The organism is Vibrio sp. YT-16, from assembly GCF_033337405.1.
GTDB classification, from domain to species: Bacteria; Pseudomonadota; Gammaproteobacteria; order Enterobacterales; family Vibrionaceae; genus Vibrio; species Vibrio alginolyticus.
The window spans coordinates 339,455-355,633 of the sequence record NZ_JAWOQQ010000003.1; the positions used below are offsets into that span (position 1 = coordinate 339,455).

The 16,179-nt window shown below is 43.5% G+C and carries 16 protein-coding genes; 6 read left to right on the forward strand and 10 right to left on the reverse strand.

From position 1 onward, the window contains the following. Window positions 1-4 precede the first annotated feature (4 nt). Entirely contained in the window at window positions 5-1,351 is a 1,347-nt protein-coding gene (gene fliD, locus R7F07_RS07630) for a flagellar filament capping protein FliD (RefSeq protein WP_171342452.1), read from the reverse strand. 416 nt (window positions 1,352-1,767) lie between these two features. Between fliD and R7F07_RS07635 the strand changes: the two genes are divergently transcribed. Continuing rightward, window positions 1,768-2,055, forward strand: coding sequence for a hypothetical protein (locus tag R7F07_RS07635; protein ID WP_005375016.1), 288 nt, complete (start codon window positions 1,768-1,770; stop codon window positions 2,053-2,055). Window positions 2,056-2,125: 70 nt separating this feature from the next. On the opposite strand, the gene lafA is transcribed toward R7F07_RS07635, so the two are convergent. The 9 genes from lafA to R7F07_RS07680 form a co-directional block, all read right to left on the reverse strand. Further along, window positions 2,126-2,977 (reverse strand): lateral flagellin LafA, encoded by an 852-nt coding sequence (gene lafA, locus R7F07_RS07640; protein ID WP_005375019.1) that lies wholly within the window; start codon window positions 2,975-2,977, stop codon window positions 2,126-2,128. 302 nt (window positions 2,978-3,279) lie between these two features. Then, on the reverse strand, window positions 3,280-4,050 hold the full coding sequence (locus tag R7F07_RS07645) for an EAL domain-containing protein (RefSeq protein ID WP_005375023.1): 771 nt from the start codon (window positions 4,048-4,050) through the stop codon (window positions 3,280-3,282). 19 nt (window positions 4,051-4,069) lie between these two features. Next, a complete protein-coding gene (flhA, locus tag R7F07_RS07650) occupies window positions 4,070-6,160 on the reverse strand; it encodes a flagellar biosynthesis protein FlhA (RefSeq protein ID WP_005375024.1) in 2,091 nt (696 codons plus the stop codon). 31 nt (window positions 6,161-6,191) lie between these two features. Next, window positions 6,192-7,319 (reverse strand): flagellar biosynthesis protein FlhB, encoded by a 1,128-nt coding sequence (gene flhB, locus R7F07_RS07655; protein WP_005375025.1) that lies wholly within the window; start codon window positions 7,317-7,319, stop codon window positions 6,192-6,194. After that, window positions 7,316-8,092: a flagellar biosynthetic protein FliR gene (gene fliR / locus R7F07_RS07660; RefSeq protein WP_005375027.1), complete on the reverse strand. Its 777-nt coding sequence runs from the start codon at window positions 8,090-8,092 to the stop codon at window positions 7,316-7,318. Before fliR ends, flhB begins: the two co-directional genes overlap by 4 nt. After that, entirely contained in the window at window positions 8,092-8,361 is a 270-nt protein-coding gene (gene fliQ, locus R7F07_RS07665) for a flagellar biosynthesis protein FliQ (protein ID WP_005375036.1), read from the reverse strand. The genes fliR and fliQ overlap by 1 nt, the downstream gene beginning before the upstream one ends. Before the next feature lie 12 nt (window positions 8,362-8,373). Then, window positions 8,374-9,132: a flagellar type III secretion system pore protein FliP gene (fliP, locus tag R7F07_RS07670; RefSeq protein ID WP_005375037.1), complete on the reverse strand. Its 759-nt coding sequence runs from the start codon at window positions 9,130-9,132 to the stop codon at window positions 8,374-8,376. Between the two features lie 18 nt (window positions 9,133-9,150). Further along, window positions 9,151-9,522, reverse strand: a complete 372-nt coding sequence (gene fliN, locus R7F07_RS07675; RefSeq protein WP_005375038.1) for a flagellar motor switch protein FliN — start codon at window positions 9,520-9,522, stop codon at window positions 9,151-9,153. Next, window positions 9,519-10,337 (reverse strand): FliM/FliN family flagellar motor switch protein, encoded by an 819-nt coding sequence (locus tag R7F07_RS07680; protein ID WP_005375039.1) that lies wholly within the window; start codon window positions 10,335-10,337, stop codon window positions 9,519-9,521. Before R7F07_RS07680 ends, fliN begins: the two co-directional genes overlap by 4 nt. 379 nt (window positions 10,338-10,716) lie before the next feature. On the opposite strand from R7F07_RS07680, the gene R7F07_RS07685 reads away from it, so the two are divergent. The 5 genes from R7F07_RS07685 to R7F07_RS07705 are packed head-to-tail and all read left to right on the forward strand — an operon-like array spanning window position 10,717 to window position 16,176. Continuing rightward, on the forward strand, window positions 10,717-11,736 hold the full coding sequence (locus R7F07_RS07685; RefSeq protein ID WP_064369617.1) for an OmpA family protein: 1,020 nt from the start codon (window positions 10,717-10,719) through the stop codon (window positions 11,734-11,736). After that, window positions 11,736-13,067, forward strand: coding sequence for a sigma-54 interaction domain-containing protein (locus tag R7F07_RS07690; protein ID WP_017820535.1), 1,332 nt, complete (start codon window positions 11,736-11,738; stop codon window positions 13,065-13,067). The genes R7F07_RS07685 and R7F07_RS07690 overlap by 1 nt, the downstream gene beginning before the upstream one ends. A gap of 15 nt (window positions 13,068-13,082) precedes the next feature. Next, a complete protein-coding gene (gene fliE / locus R7F07_RS07695; RefSeq protein ID WP_005375045.1) occupies window positions 13,083-13,439 on the forward strand; it encodes a flagellar hook-basal body complex protein FliE in 357 nt (118 codons plus the stop codon). A 3-nt stretch (window positions 13,440-13,442) separates the two neighbouring features. Continuing rightward, the gene (gene fliF, locus R7F07_RS07700) at window positions 13,443-15,194 is read left to right on the forward strand and encodes a flagellar basal-body MS-ring/collar protein FliF (RefSeq protein ID WP_171342453.1); all 1,752 of its coding nucleotides are present in this window, start codon (window positions 13,443-13,445) and stop codon (window positions 15,192-15,194) included. Then, window positions 15,163-16,176, forward strand: coding sequence for a flagellar motor switch protein FliG (locus R7F07_RS07705; protein WP_005375048.1), 1,014 nt, complete (start codon window positions 15,163-15,165; stop codon window positions 16,174-16,176). The genes fliF and R7F07_RS07705 overlap by 32 nt, the downstream gene beginning before the upstream one ends. The last annotated feature ends 3 nt before the right edge of the window (window positions 16,177-16,179 follow it).

Genomic DNA, 16,179 nt, shown 5'->3' on the forward strand with positions numbered 1-16,179 from the left:
TGTCTTATTTTTGAGCTTTAAACATGGACATGGTTTGGTTCATTTGGGTCATAATTGAATTCATTTGAGTGAATTGTTTGAGGTAGCGGTTGTACGACATTTCGTACTTACGCTCTAAATTGGTTTGTTTATCTTTGATTCGGTCTAAGCTTGACTGTATTGCGTCTTTACGCGTGCTGAAGGTACCTGATGAGAACTTCAAGAAAGGCTCTACCATTGCGTCAAGAGAATCCAGCAAAGCGTCATCCCCATTAAACAACGCCTCTAAGCCTGCGCTATTTGTTTGTTGAGCTTCTTTGAACTTTTCTTGATCAACTTTCATTTTACCGTTGCGGTCTAGGCTCACGCCGATTTCGCTTAGGCGCATACCATTGTGTTCACCTCGGATTAACCCCGTTAACTGACTCTCAATAGAACGCAATGTCGAGTCGCTAGCGAGCACGCCGCGTTTCTGATCTTCACCGCCAATTTGGGTGTACTGATCGATAGTCGAAACAAGGGCATTGTAGGTTTCCACAAACTTATCTAGTTGTTCTTTAGTGCCTTCGCTATCAGCTCCAATTTTTAAACCGATTGGCGAATCTCCCGCGGCTTGCGGTTTAGATACGGTAATGTCAACACCGTCGATGACACCTTCAAAAGTATTACTTGCGTTGGTTAGTTTCAGGCCTGAGTCTTTTGCACCTAGCCACATAACCGCATCTTGCGGAGCGTTAATTTGCTTGAGGTTGGTGAAGGCGTCTTCAAACCACGCTTGGCCAGTACCCGCTGCAGATACGTTGATCTTATTTTCGACACCAGTCTCAGTGCTCGATAGCATAAAGTGTGTTTGACCATTCGAGCGAACTAGAGTGGCGTTAACGCCAGGGTTATCCGTGTGATTGTTAATCGCGCTTGCTAAATCACTGATCGTTGCAGTGCCGTCACCATTAACATCAACGGAGGACAAGTCTAGAGTCATTGTTTCACCGTTGATGGTGAATTCTAAAGATCCAGTTGTTGGTACTTCTGTCGTTGCCTCAAGGTCTGCCGGCATTCCTGTAGATACTTGATGCGCCGTTGCCACTTTTTCTACAAAAATCTGATAGTTACCCGTTAGCGCTTTAGCATCCGCGTTTGCAGTAAAGTTACCTTCTTGAGAGAGTGTCGCACTGTTTTTGATGATGCTGTTTGTGCTGTTATTCATCTCTTTCATTGCAGTACGAAAATCACGTAGTGCGCTTTCAACTTTATTAAAAGCTGACAGTTGTGACTGGTACACATTAGCTTGCGCTTGGTAACGGTTTTTGAATGGGTTTGTGTCCAATTGTGCGAATTGGGTTGCCATTTTTACTGGGTCTAAAGAACTCATGAGGTGTGCTCCTCTCATCTCTTATTGGCTTGAATACTTTGAATGCTACGCCTTAGTTTAATTATCAGTGGCAAGATGCGTGCCGTATATTAAATCCAATTAAAACAAAGGTTTAAAGCTATTTTGTTTTCTTGGGAGGAAGTGGTGTTTCCACCTTGTTTGTTCCGCCTTCCTCCATGGAAAAAGTAATTTCCTTATAAGAAAAGGCGACCTAAACAAAGAAAATATTTAATTGTATTGACGGTTCTAATTAGGAGAGATGTTTTAATTAGACGTTATATTCAGCCTTTACTTCAGCTTGATTCAGATAATTCTTACAGAGTGCATTAATTGCGTTCTGATATTATTTTTGATAGTGCGATGTGCAAGTGTTCTCACTAAAAATTAAATTTTTTACGTTTCAAAGAATGTCAGTTATGAATGAATTTGCGTTACGATTGATGAAATGTGCTCGTGCATATGAAGAGTTCATTAACAAAAAACTATTAAGTAAACAGAGCATCAATTCTGATGAGATAGCTAGTATCTTAAAGGAAGCTAAGTTCAATTTTCCTGAACTTAGAGATAGTAAAATAGGAAGCAAGTTAGAGACGATAGAATTAGAACTGTTTAATAAGGTTTTATTTAATATTATGTTGAAATTCGGATTCAGAGTGCCTGAATCTCACAAAGATAATACGAGCTCTATTTATATTCGTAGATAAAAATAAAGCCTTCCATAGGAAGGCTTTATAATTAAGACGATTTAAATTAAGCGCACTATTAACTAAGTAATTAGCGTAGTAGTGACATTGCCATGCTTGGAAGCTGGTTAGTTTGAGACAGAACAGTTGTACCTGCTTGCATCAACATTTGGTTCTTAGTCATGTTTGAAGACTCTACTGCAAAGTCTGTATCCATGATACGACCTTTAGATGCTGTAACGTTTTCTACCATGTTACCAAGGTTAGCCATTGTGTGCTCAAGACGGTTGATGTTCGCACCGAAGTCTGCACGAGAGCTACCAATTTTTTCTACTAGACCGTCAGCGCCGCTGATTTTGTCTAGTGCTGCTTTTGCTTTAGTCGCGTCATCGATACCATCTGTAATTGCTGCATCAGCAAGGATAGTAGTGATTTCACCGATACCTGCGCTTGCGCTTACAGTCAATGTTTCAGCAGAAGATGCACCGATTTGGAATGTTACGTCACCTGCACCGAAGCCGCCGCCTTTAAGAAGGTTTTGACCACCGAACTTAGTGTTGTCTACGATGTTGTTTAGTTCTGCAGTAAGCTGTGTGAACTCTTTGTTAAGAGACGCACGGTCTGTTGCACTGTTTGAACCGTTCAACGATTGTGTAGCAAGGTCGTTCATACGGTAAACGATGTTTGTCATTTCATCCATCGCACCTTCAGCAGTTTGCATCATAGAGATGCCGTCTTGTGCGTTACGCATTGCTACTGACATGCCGCGTGTTTGCGCTTCTAGACGGTTAGCAATTTGAAGACCAGCAGCGTCATCAGCAGCTGAGTTCACACGGTAGCCTGTGCTTAGACGTTCCATTGCTGTGTTTAGAAGTCCGCTTGTTGTGTTCATTGTGTTTTGAGTTACAAGCGAAGCGTAGTTAGTGTGCATTGATAAAGCCATCTTAGTCTCCTTAGTTAGTCACTATATCTTTCAGGCCTCGGGATATTCCCTTGTCACTAACTAGAGGCGGTCGGTCGGCTTTAATGATTAATTTGAAAATTAAAAAATTTCTAAAAAAGATAAAAATTGATGATTTTTAGTGATTTGTATTCCATGAAAACCGGGAAAATCATCATATAAGCCTAAATTTATTAGTTAAGTTAAAGGAACTATTGCCCAATGATCTTGTGGTTATCCGTTATAAATAAAAAAAACAGCACGAATAAATCGTGCTGTTTTAAATATAAATGGTTGAGTTTCAACTATTCCTCATCAAAAGACTGAAAGGAGAGAGAGGTTGGGATATCGCTGAAATAACCAAAATAATAACTGGCACCCAATAAACGATAACGGTTAAGTTCCGTTTGACTCGCTACACGTCCGGCAACCCAAGTATATTTATGCTTTCTTAAGAACTTAGCAATAGGTAGGAAAGCGTGTCTTTCTTCTTTATCCTCTAGTGTGACTGACAATTTGATCATATCGGGACTAAAGTCTGCGACGCGCTCGAAGTTCACTTGCGATGTCGCGACTTCAAACCAAAGTGAATATGCATTCTCTTTTAACTTTTTGGTGAGTGTGGCGACTTTATCACGATCACATAACGTTTCATCAGCTTGAAGAGAAGGAATCACATGTTGAAAAGCAGAAGAGTGGAATTGAATCGTCTGTTCGAGAAAATAAACCCCAGGCTCCCACAGTAATGCATCCACGCGAATCGGCACGACAACATTACTAATCAAGTCGTGGTGAAAGGCTTCTAACTGAAATTGTGTTTGTCTTAGTGCAAGGTAAAGACTGAACAAATCCAGGCAGTACTGCATTTGTTCAGAGAGTTTGAATTGATAGACACTTTGTTCTCCACGCATACCAAATCTCAACGTCAGGTGTTGGAATTCTACTTCCCCTGATTGAGCTTCCCTAATTGCTTGGCATGCGTGTTGGACATCATTGTGTTTTAAAGCATCAAAGACTAATTGATCGTCATCCGTGACGATATGTTGTACTGCGAGACCAACCAAATGTTCGTACATCGCATGTGTTGAAATAAGATTAACCAAGGTTTCCTACCACATTGATTTGTTTGTTTTCTGGGATTTCGTTGTAAGACAATACTGCCAGCCCTTGTGTAAATGTACGAGCGTAACGCGCTAGAAGAGGGCGCAGCTGTGGCATAACGAGAAGGATCGGAGGTAGCCCCTGTTGCTTAAGCTGTTGTCTGATCAATGGCAAGTTTTGTTGGAACTGACCAAGAATGTTTGGCTCAATTGGGAAGCTATCTAGTGTTACCGTACCAGAAGATTGTGCTTGTTGCAGTGAAGTTAGTAGCATTTGTTCTAGCTCATCAGACAGTGCGTAGACATTTAACTCGTTCTTTTGTCCTGCAATTAAGTTAACAAGCGTACGCTTTAGTGCACAGCGCACATCAGATGCAAGTAGGATCGGGTCCTTTGTATTTTCCGCGGATTCCAACATTGTGTTGGCAATCGTGCGAATATCTTTTAGTGGCACTTGGTCCAATAAAAGCTGACGATATACTTTCAGCTGCTGTGCTGGATTAAGTGCTGCTGCTAATGCTTCTGCTAGTTTCGGGGCTTGTTGTGTCAAACGCTGGGTTATTGCTTCCACATCGTCGTGCGTAAACAATTCTGCAAGGTTTGTCTTCATGATTTTACTAATATGAGTGGCTATAACAGTGCCATCGTCGACAACTTGGTAACCCATATTAAGTGCTTTTGCTTTATCTTGATGCTCAATCCACACAGCTGGCAACTGATAAGCAGGATCGCTACCCAAAATGCCATCTACCTCACCGTAAGTTTCGCCAACCGCTATCGCCATTAAACGCTCTGGTTCAATAAAACCTTGCTCAATGACTTCGCCATTTAGAGAAATTGTGTATTGGTTTGGCTTGAGGCTCAGGTTGTCACGAATACGAACTTCAGGTAATAAAAAGCCAACTTGTTCAGAAAGGTTTCGACGCACACCGCGGATACGTTGTGATAAAGGAGCTCCTTGTTCTTTGTTGACTAGATGGACGAGTCGGTAACCAAGCGCAAGTGATAATGTTTGGACGTGAGGAATATCATCCCATGTCAGCGGTGTATCATCGTCTTGCATTGCTTGTGAAAGTGCTTCGACCTCTTCAATCTGGGAGTCTTGCACTGGCTTCTTGGTTTGACGCCACCCTGCGAACGCTAATGCGCCAGCAAACGCAAAAAAGGCTAGGTGTGGCATACCCGGTACCATACCGATTACCGCCATAATACCTGCGACAGTAAATAGCGTTGCAGGAGTTGCCAGTAATTGCTTTTGCATGGTTTCCGACATGCCATTATCGCTATCATTAATTCGCGTAACGATAATCGCGGCAGCCGTTGCCAATAGTAGTGAAGGAATTTGAGCAACTAGACCATCACCGATTGTGAGTAGGGCATAAGTTTTAAAGGCGTCAGACGCAGCGAGTCCATGCTCGAAGACACCAATACTGATACCACCAATGATATTGATAAACAGAATCAACAAACCTGCGATGGCATCGCCACGCACAAACTTTGATGCACCATCCATCGAACCATGAAAATCGGCTTCGTTGGCTACTTCTTTACGGCGTAAGCGAGCCGTTTCCTGATCGATAAGGCCAGCGTTTAAGTCGGCATCAATTGCCATTTGTTTGCCTGGTAAAGCATCCAACGTAAAGCGGGCTGAAACCTCAGAAATACGTTCACCACCTTTGGTGATTACGACGAAGTTGATGATCATCAAGATGACGAAAACCACCATACCAACGACGTAGTTACCGCCAATGACGACTTCACCGAATGCTTGAATGACCTTACCCGCTGCGTCACCACCATTATGTCCTTCTAGGAGTACAATTCGCGTAGAAGCCACGTTCAATGTGAGACGTAATAATGTTGCGACCAGCAAAATAGTTGGAAAAACAGAGAAATCTAATGGTCGCTTTGCGGTTGTGCTGACCAGCAATACTAGGATTGCTAAGACGATATTAAAGGTAAACAGCGCATCCAGTAGCAGAGGAGGCAAAGGAAGAATCACCATTGCTAATATCATTAGCAAGACGATTGGAATGCCAACGTAGCCTTTGGTTGATGTTTGAAGTTGTTTTAACCGGTTAAGCATACTTTCGTGTCCTTGGATAAACGCGGGTTAATCAGTGCTGCAAATGTTTTGGAATCGAAAAATGAGGTAAAGGAATTGGCTCTTTCCCCTCACCTTTACGAAAGGCTTTCAATTGCAAAACGTAAGTAAGAATATGTGCCACTGCGATGTACAGTTGGCTTGGGATTGCTTGTTCAATCGCCGTCGTGTGATAAATCGAACGGGTAAGTGGCGGGGAGTTAATGATTTCCACTTTGTTTTCTCGGGCGATACGTTGAATGTGCATAGCGGTTTCGTCTACACCTTTTGCGACGACAAAGGGCGCGTCAGAAAGCGAAGGCTCGTACTTCAGTGCGACTGCGTAGTGCGTTGGGTTTGTGATGATCACGTCAGCCGTCGGCACCATTTTATCGATCTTACGGCGCGCAAACTGTTGCTGTATTTGACGAATACGTTGCTTTACTTCCGGACGACCTTCATTATTTTTAAATTCCTCTTTCAATTCTTGTTTCGTCATGCGGAGTTCTTTTAGGTGTTCCCAACGCTGATAAGGAATGTCGATAACCCCAAATAACAACAATGCAAAGCCCATTAAGAGTAAGCCTTCAAACAGAATTGACATTACTAGAGAAAAACCTTGGCTGAGCGGGAGATTTTGCATGCCAAGTAATGGCTGTAAGTGGTTGTCTAAGTAGCCATATAAGATGCCGAAGATGACGGCTACTTTGAACGTCGACTTTAAGAGCTCAACCACTGAGCGGGTCGAAAAAATGCGCTTTATCCCGCTCAAAGGATTAATTTTGCTCAGCTTTGGCATCACGTTCGCTGGACGGAACATCCAACCGCCTAACACAAGGCTACTACCACAGGTCACGATAATAATGACGGTAAACAATGGTAATAGCATGTCGATGATGACCGCTAAACTTTGTCCCAATTGCTCGACAAGTTGTTTAGGGTTTTCTAGGTCGGCTCGTGTCAGCATCATGTTGTAGCGAAAGATACCCGACATGCTTTCCCAAATACTATTAAGCTGAGAGTAAAAGTAGAGCGCCACCGCTAGAAATATTACCGCAGTAGTAAACTCTTTCGCGCGAGGAATTTGTCCTTCCTGGCGGGCTTTCTTTACCTTCTGCGGTGAGGCTTTTTCAGTTTTGTCTTGAGAAGATTGATCGCTCATGCTCCCCCCAACATAAAGTTACTCAAGTGTCTAATGGTGTCGTGAACGAGCGCCGTGTAGCGACCAGGAACACCAGAAACTGAGATTAATACGCTGAATAGACCCAGCAGCATCGTCATAGGAAAACCTAACGCATAGACATTAAGTGATGGTGCGGCTCGGTTCATTACACCAAAACTGATGTTGGCTAGAAGCATGGAAACAATAGCGGGCAAAGCCAAAGCGAGTGAAGAGGCAAACATCCAACCGAAAATATTGACAACACCTTGCAGAGAAAGCGATGTGATACCAGATCCGACTGGCCAAACAACAAAGCTTTGAATCACGATATCTATGACGAGTAAGTGTCCTTCTAGCGCGAGGAACAACAAGGTTGAGAAAATCAGAAATATGCGTCCCAAAATGGCGACAGAAAGCCCGTTAATAGGATCATTCATCATCGCCATACCTAAGCCCATTTGCAGAGAAATCACCTGGCCAAGCATGGTGAAAACGTTAAAGAGCATGTGCAAAATTAACCCAAACATTACTCCCCAAATAGCTTGCTCAAAAGCAAGGAACAGGGAAGTCATAGAGAATAACTCGACTTGTGGCATGGGTGGCATTAACGGTCCAGTAATGACAACGATCGAGAGGGCCAGTAAAGTACGAACCCAAACAGGAATAATCGCATCACCAAAGAAAGGCATTGAAATAAATACGGCTCCCACACGAAAAAACGGCCACCAGAGTTGACCGAGTATCGCCGAGAGCTCTGCAAATGTGATGGCCATTAGCCAATCATCCCTGGTATGTTGTGGAACAAGAAATCAAACAGTTCCATGATCTTACGTAGCATCCAGTGACCTGCAAAAATCACCATTAGTAAGGTAACGAGCAAACGTGGCAAAAAGCTGAGTGTTTGCTCGTTGATTTGTGTGGCAGCCTGAAATACGGCGATACACAAACCGACAATTAAGCCTGGAACAACCAATACGGCAACCATCAAAATGATCAGCCATACTGCATCGGAAAATAACGTTACGGTTAGTTCTGGGGTCATAACTGCTCCTAGTTAACCGAAGCTGGCAGATAAGGTGCCAACTGTCATTGCCCAACCATCCACGAGTACAAATACCACCAACTTAAAGGGAAGTGAGACAATCAAAGGTGATAGCATCATCATACCCATTGCCATCAGGACACTGGCGACAACCAAGTCGATGACCAAAAACGGGATGAAAAGCATAAAACCAATTTGGAAGGCGGTTTTTAGTTCACTAATGACAAATGCAGGCAAGACAACGGCAAATGAAATATCCTCAACGTTTTGGTCGAGAGGCTCATTGGCAATACGTAACATTTGTTCAAGAGAGCTTTGGTGCGTCTGTGCCAGCATGAACTCTCTCACTGGTTTCTCTGCAACAGAAAAAGCCTGTATTAGCGTGATTTCGCCGTTGTCGTATGGCTGAAACGCATTTTCATAAATATCGCTCCAGACAGGGCGCATAATCAGTAACGTCAATGCGAGAGCGATCCCGACCAACACTCTGTTAGGTGGGCTTTGTTGAAGACCAAGAGCTTGGCGCAAAATCGCAAGGACAACGACAATTCGAGTAAAGCTCGTCGCCATCAAAATAAATGCTGGAAGAAAACTGAGCGCCGTCATCAACAACAGAATTTGCAGTTTAACGCTGTATTCTTGTTGTGTGTCGCCATCAGAAACGGACAAGATAGTTAAGCCGTTGTCAGCCGCCATTGTTGGGAAAGCAAACAAAAGTGACACCAATACCAAAAGAGGTAACCAACGGTGCCAAGCGCTCAGATTTTTCATTGTGATGCCTACCTAAGATTATTGACCAACGCCACTCAATGCAGAGTCATGTACATCGATCAGACGAAGTCCATACTTATCATTGACAACGACAACTTCAGCGTGGCCCATAAGAGAACCGTTTACTTTCACGTCTAAAGGCTCGCCATTGAGCTTTTCCAACTCGATAACCGTGCCTTCACCCGCTTTCATTAAGTCCCCAAGTGGGATCTCCTTACTCGCAACTTCCAGCGTGACTGTGACAGGAATGCTTTTGAAAAAGCTAAGGTCACGTTCCGCAGTGGCTGGTTCTTGTTGGAGCGTATCTTCGGCTTCAAAGTCTTCTAATTGAAAATCATCAAAGTTCAGTTCTTCTGCGTCGAATGCATTAGTTTCTAGCGCTTCGCTCATCGCTGCGGTTCCTTATCAGGGTTAAAGATCAAAACAAGTTGGCCGTCTTGCTCGGCAATACGACCTGTAAATAGAGATTGGTTGCCAATGCTTACTGGAACCGTGTTAAGAAGCTCAATAGGTAAAATATCGTTGGGTTGTAAGCCAACCACATCACTTAAAGGCATCTTCTTTTTACTTAGAACAACGTTCAGTCGAACGGGGGTCGTCTCTAAAGAACGACAGAAAGGTTGAAACAAATCGGTATCAGGCTGCAGTTCAAGCTGCTCGATTAGCGTTTGAATAAGATGACCATCTAGCTTGAGATGAATTGAGCCTTGATGATCGTCAAACGCAATGTTTAATTGAACGTTAATGCCAATACCTCTAGGGGTCTCATACTCACCCGTGTCCCACATTTCACCAGGAGCAAGCCAACCGATGATGATTCGACTGATGCGCTCTTGTAAACGTAAGTCACTGGCCGTCAGAGTAGCGGCTGAGCGCTCTGCACTTGCACCATAAAATCTATCAGCCAACTTTATGAGCGTGTGAGGGTTACCATGGATGAATACCATGCCGCCTTCCTGATGTTGATAGGTCGACGTTTGTTCTTTGTCCATCTCAACCGATGTAAAGCGGTGCAAGTCTACTGAGGTTAAGCTAGCTTCCACTTTTCCTGTGCTGAGCCAATTTTGTAATTCAGTCGTAAGGTTTGAGCAAGATTCTGAAATTAAATTATCGAGCTTCTCACGAATGATATGAATAGGTTTGCCTAATAATTCTACATCAAGTAGTTGACTATCAGAAATAGGCTCGCTAACTCTATTTTCCATTTATATTTTACCGTGCGTTAACAATCGAAAGTGTTTTAACTTAATGGCGTGTAGTCTACACAGAAATTTTAATGATCTTTTAGCTCCAAACTCTAAGATTGTGACTTTAGTTCACATGTTGCTTTGTTCATATAGTCATAATCTTTTAATGAAATTTAAAAAGAGTTAGTTTTCTTTATAAATCGCTTAATAAATAAAATAACAATGTTGAGCGTTTTAGTTGTTATAGATTTTTTAAATTGCCTTTATGGCGTAACAACAACTTCAAATAAATAAATTATAAGATACTGTTTTTTATGCTTAAAGCTTCCGTTGGAGGCTAAGCGTGCTCTCTTGAGCGTTTTGTAACCAATTTTAATATTCAGAATAGGTAATTAAAATGATTAGCTATGCCAGTTCTCTCGGCTTGGTGGCATATTTAATTAAACGGTTTAAGTCATGGGAATGTAAGATATACATGAATCATGTCCGTTTGATAATTTGTAACACAATTATTGTTATCAGTTTTATTTTTTCAAAAGTGTCATATTCAGAAGAAGTCTTAACAATCCCTATGGACCTCTCTAAATGGACATATGAGGGAAATAAATTCAAATGCAACCTGTTGCAATCAAATAATGACTATGGGAAGTTTTATTTCCTAGCGGAACCTAATAATAAATTCTATTTTATTTCCGATATAGAATATGAAAACAATAAATGGAAAACGATTGCTTTAACAACTCAAAATGCTCCTTGGAGTGATGAGCTTTATAGAAAAGAATTTGGCTCCCTTGAATTTACTAAGCCGTCTCAGCGTTTCATCTTTAATAAAGGCGCTGAAGAATTCATGGATTCAATTGCTTCGGGTAGTTGGGTGACGCTGTCACTTAAAGGAAGTAATGCTTCCTCTGTTTCAGAGATTGTGATTCCTACTCTTCAAATTCAAAACGCATTGAAATCATTTAATGCGTGTCGCGCGCGATTGCCTAAATTGTCTTTTTCAGAGGCAAGGGATATGGCGCTCTCATTTGAGTTTGGTCAGAAGACGTTAAGTCGTGGACAGAAAGCAACACTAGAAGCGCTGTATAGCTATGTATCTGTGGATGATCGAGTGACCAAAATCCTCATCGACGGTCACACCGATAACGTTGGTTCAAGTTTAACGAACCTTTCTGTGTCACGTACTCGAGCAGAGCAAGTCACCAATGCTTTGATTGAGCTTGGGGTCGACGAGTCGATGATCGAAACACGAGCTCATGGTTCACGTTACCCAATTGCCAGCAATAACTCGGTTAATGGCCAAGCAAAAAACCGACGTGTCACCCTGCGTTTAGTGAGGGACAACGAGTATACGGCTGCGAAACACCACCCAGATCTACAATCACAAAATCAACAAACGAAAGTTAAGGTTCAATGATGACGAAAACGAAAATTTTGTTGGTTGAGCCAAATGAAGCTCTTGCTCAACCAGTATTGGATGTGTTGCAAAATGCAGGTTACACCGCGAAACACACTCGTACTGGTCGAGGCGCTTTGCTTGAAGAGCGAGCAGAAATCACTTTAGTGAGCTCTACGCTGCCGGATATGTGTGTTCGTGAGTTTGTCGCGTGTCACCAAAAGCAGCGAAATTCGGGTGTTGTTATTGCGATTGTCGACCAAGAACAAGGCATCTTGGCTGCTGAGACGATGAAAGCGGGCGCTACTGATTATCTATTACGCCCATTTGAATCTAATCAGTTGGTTAATCTGCTTAAACGTGTTGAAGCGTTAGGTAAGCCAATGGCCAACATTGTTGCGGAGTCTTGGAGAAGCAAACAAGTTCTGCAATTGGCGCATCGTGCAGCATGTACTAACGCGAGTGTGCTTATTACAGGTGAATCGGGAACGGGTAAAGAAGTGCTGGCGCGATATGTGCATGAGCACTCTCCGCGTATCAATGGTCCATTTGTGGCGGTTAACTGTGCCGCCATTCCAGAGTCAATGTTAGAGGCTGTTCTATTCGGTCATGTAAAAGGCGCGTTCACCGGAGCGACAAATTCTCAAAGCGGTAAGTTTGAAGAAGCAAATGGCGGGACGATTCTGCTTGACGAGATTGGTGAAATGTCACCTGCGGTTCAAGCGAAATTGTTACGCGTCCTTCAAGAGCGTGAAGTAGAACGTGTTGGTAGCCATAAAGCCGTTCAGCTCGATATTCGTGTTATTGCGGCAACCAACAAAGACTTACGTGAGGAAGTTCAAAAAGGCACGTTCCGTGAAGATCTTTATTATCGATTAGATGTGCTGCCTCTGCACTGGCCGCCTTTGCGTGAAAGAAAAGAGGACATTCTACCAATTAGCCAATTCTTTATTGAAAAGTATCAAGATAGCAGCCGCTGTCACCTATCCCAAGATGCGATTAGTGCGCTGAGTCAGTATCACTGGCCGGGCAATATTCGTGAGTTGGAAAATGTCATTCAACGCGCTTTGGTCATGCGTCATGGTGATTACATTACAGCCCATGACCTGATGCTGCCTATTGAGCTTGTCGCGTCAGTTCCTACAGCAGAGCCAACTGCAAGTTTTGGTCATGTAGAAGCGAAGAAGCAAGCTGAATATCAGTTTATTTTGGAAAAGTTACGTCAGTTTGGTGGAAACCGAACGAAAACCGCAAACGCGCTTGGAGTCTCTACTCGAGCGCTACGCTACAAGCTCGCAGCAATGCGAGAACATGGTATTGATTTACAGTCGGCACTAGGCTCGGCTGCCTAATAGGAGAAAAAATAGATGGCAAGTCAACCTACTCATGCGGTCTCGGCAGAGCAACTTATGTTGTCAAAAATGCAGGCGATGCAGGCACAAGTGCAGCCGCCAGAGTTTATCGTGAGTGCAAATCCTTTAGATCAACAATCACTAAACGCACCTTTATCGTTCTCACAAGCGATGACAAATGTGTTGGATACAGTGAATCAACATCAATCAGTGGCTAGTCAAAAAATGACGGCCGTAGAAACAGGAAAAAGTGATGACCTAGTTGGTGCAATGGTCGCGAGCCAAAAAGCCAGCTTGTCCTTTAATGCTTTGATGCAAGTGCGCAACAAAGTCGTGACCTCATTTGAAGATATTATGAAGATGCCGGTGTAATTCATGTCAGAACTAACCCCCCAAGTCGCCGGAAACACAGCTATGGCTACCGGCACAGCACAGACATTTTCTACTGCCAACGGCATGGACGATGTGACAACGAAGCTGAAGCAAATCTGGTCTAGCAGTCAGAGAAACTTAGTGCTATCTGCGGTGTTAGCTGCGATTGTTGCAGCGATTATTGTGGTTGCACTATGGAGTTCCTCGCAGAGCTTTCGTCCGCTCTATAGCCAGCAAGAGCGTTTTGATATCGGCGAAATTGTGTCGGTATTAGAAAGCGAAGGCGTAAGCTACCGCATGCAAGAGCAAAATGGACAAGTTCTTGTACCAGAAGGTGAGGTTGCGAAGGTGCGCATGTTGCTTGCATCAAAAGGTGTTAAAGCTAAGCTGCCGACAGGTTTGGATTCGCTCAAGGAAGATAGCTCTCTTGGTACGAGCCAATTTATGGAAACAGCGCGTTATCGTCATGGTTTAGAAGGTGAGTTAGTACGTACTATCATGTCTTTGAACTCAGTAGCGAACGCGCGTGTTCATTTAGCAATACCTCGTCAAACTCTATTCGTCCGCCAAAACAGTGAGAATCCTTCAGCATCTGTCATGCTTGAGCTCAAACCTGGTGAAGACTTAAAGCCTGAACAAGTTGAAGCGATCATTAACCTAGTGGTCGGCAGTGTCACGGCAATGAAGCCAGAATTTGTTTCTGTCATTGACCAGTATGGCCGTCTTCTTAGTGCGGATGTCGCTTCTGCGGAAGCCGGCAAAGTAAACGCGAAATATCTTGAATACCAGAAGAGTGTTGAAAAACAGATCATCCAACGCGCAGCAGATATGCTTACGCCGATTGTGGGGCCGAGTAACTTCCGCGTACAAGTCGCTGCCGATCTGGACTTTAGCCAAGTTGAAGAAACACAAGAAATTTTGGATAACGCGCCGGTTGTGCGTAATGAGCACACCATTCATAACAACTCGGTTGATCAAATTGCGTTGGGTGTTCCTGGTTCTCTAAGTAACCAACCGCCAGTGACAGGATCTGGTGAAGTGGAAACGAACGATAGCCAAAACACGAATGCGCGATCTGAAGTGAATCGTCAATATGCTGTAGGTAGTAGTGTTCGTCGTACTCAATACCAACAAGGCCAAATAGAAAAGCTTAGTGTCTCGGTTCTGTTGAACACCAAAGCTTCGCCAGATGGTGTGGCGTGGAGTGAAGCCGATAAAGAGCAAATCTCAAACATGATCATGGATGCTGTTGGTATCTCTGCCACACGAGGTGACAGCTTAAGTTTAATGAGTTTCAACTTCACCCCAATCGAAATTGATGCTCCTCCTGCACTGCCGTGGTGGCAAGACCCTACAGTACAGCAGCCAATACGTTACGTTATTGGTGGCTTGTTAGGCTTGGCGATGATCTTCTTCGTACTGCGTCCATTAATCATGCACCTAACTGGCGTTGATAAACCTGTGCCTGAGCTAAATTTTGCTGAGCCTCAGGAAGAACCTGACTACGAAAACTTGCAAACGCGTGAAGAACGCGAGCATGAAGAAGTACTTGATCGCCGCCTATCTGAAAAAGGCATCTCAGCCTCTTCAGGTTTAGATGTAAACAGCGACATGCTACCACCAGCAGGTTCGCCATTAGAAATTCAATTGAAACACCTACAGCTTATTGCTAATGAAGAGCCAGAGCGCGTAGCCGAAATACTGAAACAATGGGTAAACATCAATGAACACAGTTCTATCAAAGCAGACGCTTAGTTATGTTGAACAAACCGCGCTCGTGCTATTAGGCATGGGCGAGGATGCCGCAGCGAAGGTTTTGCAACACTTTAGCCGTGATGAAACCCAGCGTGTGACTCGTGCAATGGCGAAGTTAAATGGCATTAAGAGCGATTCTGCTCGTGGTGTTATTCAAACTTTCTTTGAAGATTTTCGTGAGCACAGCGGTATTCGAGGAGCCTCTAAGGAATACCTATCTAATACATTGCGTAAAGCACTGGGTAACGATTTGGCAAAAGGGTTATTAAATACCTTATATGGCGATGAAATTCGCAACAATATGCAGCGCTTACAGTGGGTGGAAGCAGAAACTCTCGCTCGTTTCATTGTGAACGAGCACCCACAAATGCAAGCAATTTTTCTAGCGTATTTGCCAGCAGACAGCTCTTCAGCGGTATTGAAGCACTTGCCACAAGATTACCATGACGAAATCTTGTTCCGTATTGCTCAATTGCAAGATATCGATCATCAAGTTGCCGTTGATTTGCATGAACTCGTTGAGCGTTGCATCGAAAAAGTATCCGCGAGTCAAAGCACGCCGTTATCAGGTGTTAAGCAAGCAGCAGATATCATTAACCGCTTTGAAGGTGACCGTGGTTCATTGATGGAAATGCTGAAGTTGCATGATGAAGATGTTGTTAATGCAATCGAAGAAAACATGTTCGACTTTATGGTTCTTGGCCGACAACGCGAAGAAACTATGGACATGTTGGTGCAGCAGATTCCGCTAGAGTTGTGGGCAGTCGCGCTAAAAGGTTCCGATATTACCTTACAACAAGCTATTAAGCGTTCAATGCCGCAACGTATGGTGAAAGCGCTAGAAGATGACATGGACGCACGCGGCGCTGTTGCGTTAAGTCGAGTTCAAAAAGCACGTCAAGACATCATGCAAATGGTACGTGAGCTGGATGAATCTGGTGAAGTTCAGCTGCTTCTCTATGAAGAGCCAACGGTGGAGTAAGGT

Excerpts from the sequence above, each read along its gene's own strand:
- R7F07_RS07680 (WP_005375039.1), bottom strand. The coding sequence starts at position 10,337 with ATGGAAAATAGAGTTAGCGAGCCTATTTCTGATAGTCAACTACTTGAT.
- fliQ (WP_005375036.1), bottom strand. The coding sequence starts at position 8,361 with ATGACCCCAGAACTAACCGTAACGTTATTTTCCGATGCAGTATGGCTG.
- fliN (WP_005375038.1), bottom strand. The coding sequence starts at position 9,522 with ATGAGCGAAGCGCTAGAAACTAATGCATTCGACGCAGAAGAACTGAAC.
- fliE (WP_005375045.1), top strand. The coding sequence starts at position 13,083 with ATGGCAAGTCAACCTACTCATGCGGTCTCGGCAGAGCAACTTATGTTG.
- R7F07_RS07705 (WP_005375048.1), top strand. The coding sequence starts at position 15,163 with ATGAACACAGTTCTATCAAAGCAGACGCTTAGTTATGTTGAACAAACC.
- flhA (WP_005375024.1), bottom strand. The coding sequence starts at position 6,160 with ATGCTTAACCGGTTAAAACAACTTCAAACATCAACCAAAGGCTACGTT.
- fliR (WP_005375027.1), bottom strand. The coding sequence starts at position 8,092 with ATGGCCATCACATTTGCAGAGCTCTCGGCGATACTCGGTCAACTCTGG.
- R7F07_RS07635 (WP_005375016.1), top strand. The coding sequence starts at position 1,768 with ATGAATGAATTTGCGTTACGATTGATGAAATGTGCTCGTGCATATGAA.
- R7F07_RS07645 (WP_005375023.1), bottom strand. The coding sequence starts at position 4,050 with ATGTACGAACATTTGGTTGGTCTCGCAGTACAACATATCGTCACGGAT.
- fliP (WP_005375037.1), bottom strand. The coding sequence starts at position 9,132 with ATGAAAAATCTGAGCGCTTGGCACCGTTGGTTACCTCTTTTGGTATTG.
- fliF (WP_171342453.1), top strand. The coding sequence starts at position 13,443 with ATGTCAGAACTAACCCCCCAAGTCGCCGGAAACACAGCTATGGCTACC.
- fliD (WP_171342452.1), bottom strand. The coding sequence starts at position 1,351 with ATGAGTTCTTTAGACCCAGTAAAAATGGCAACCCAATTCGCACAATTG.
- lafA (WP_005375019.1), bottom strand. The coding sequence starts at position 2,977 with ATGGCTTTATCAATGCACACTAACTACGCTTCGCTTGTAACTCAAAAC.
- R7F07_RS07690 (WP_017820535.1), top strand. The coding sequence starts at position 11,736 with ATGACGAAAACGAAAATTTTGTTGGTTGAGCCAAATGAAGCTCTTGCT.
- R7F07_RS07685 (WP_064369617.1), top strand. The coding sequence starts at position 10,717 with ATGATTAGCTATGCCAGTTCTCTCGGCTTGGTGGCATATTTAATTAAA.
- flhB (WP_005375025.1), bottom strand. The coding sequence starts at position 7,319 with ATGAGCGATCAATCTTCTCAAGACAAAACTGAAAAAGCCTCACCGCAG.